A 1,006-nucleotide genomic window follows, 5' to 3' on the forward strand; every position below is an offset into this window, starting at 1 on the left:
CGAGTGTGGGTTGTTCGGTGGTGTTGGTGATGATGCGGTTGGCGGTGTTCCAGCCGGATCCGGTGGTTTGGTAGGTGTTGAAGGGTGCGCCGCCGGGGTTGGTGGCGCGGTTGTTGGGGAAGTAGCGCAGTTCGCCGGACGCGGTGGTGGACAACAGGTCGGCCGACCCGTCGCCGGAGAAGTCGGCGACGAACATGCGGTTGGCGGTGTTCCAGCCGGAGCCGGTCACGATGTAGTCGTTGAAGGGGTTGTGGCCCGCGTTGGTGGACCCGTTGTTGGGGAAGTACCGCAGCTCCCCCGAGGCGGTGGTGGACAACAGGTCCGCCGACCCGTCTCCGGAGAAGTCGGCCACGAACATCCGGTTGGCGGAGTTCCAGCCCGACCCGGTGACCTGGTACTCGTTGAACGGGTTCCCGCCCGCGTTGGTGGAACGGTTGTTCGGGAAATAGCGCAGTTCCCCGGACTCGGTGGTGGCCAGCAGATCCGCCGAGCCGTCACCGGAGAAGTCGGCCACGAACATCCGGTTCGCGGTGTTCCATCCCGACCCGGTCACCGAGCACGTCATGAACGGCGCGCCACCCGGGTTGGTGGCCCGGTTGTTGGGACACCACAACAACGTCCCGTCCTTCTTGGTGGCCAGCAGATCCGCCGACCCGTCACCGGAGAAATCGGCCAGGAACATCCGGGTGACCTCCGGACCCCACCCCGACCCGGTCACGATGTACTCGTTGAACGGATTACCACCCGCGTTGCTGGACCCGTTGTTCGGGAAATACCGCAACTCACCCGACGCCGTGGTGGACAGCAGATCCATCGACCCGTCACCGGAGATATCACCCTCCAGCACCCGCGTCGCGGTCTCCCACCCCGACCCCGTCACCTGATACTGATTAAACGGATTACCACCCGCGTTACTCGCCCCGTTGTTCGGAAAATACCGCAACTCACCCGACGCGGTAGTCGACAACAAATCCGCCGACCCATCACCCGAAAAATCCATATCCAC

General features: G+C 63.8%; 1 protein-coding gene. It reads right to left on the bottom strand.

Features of this window, described 5'->3' with window-relative positions:
• Nucleotides 1–1,000, bottom strand: a 1,000-nt coding sequence (locus ABD987_RS44510; protein ID WP_345409101.1) for an FG-GAP repeat domain-containing protein, incomplete at its 3' end; no start/stop codon positions are given.
• Nucleotides 1,001–1,006: the final 6 nt, after the last annotated feature.

Source organism: Amycolatopsis samaneae (assembly GCF_039541975.1).
Taxonomy (GTDB): Bacteria; Actinomycetota; Actinomycetes; order Mycobacteriales; family Pseudonocardiaceae; genus Amycolatopsis; species Amycolatopsis samaneae.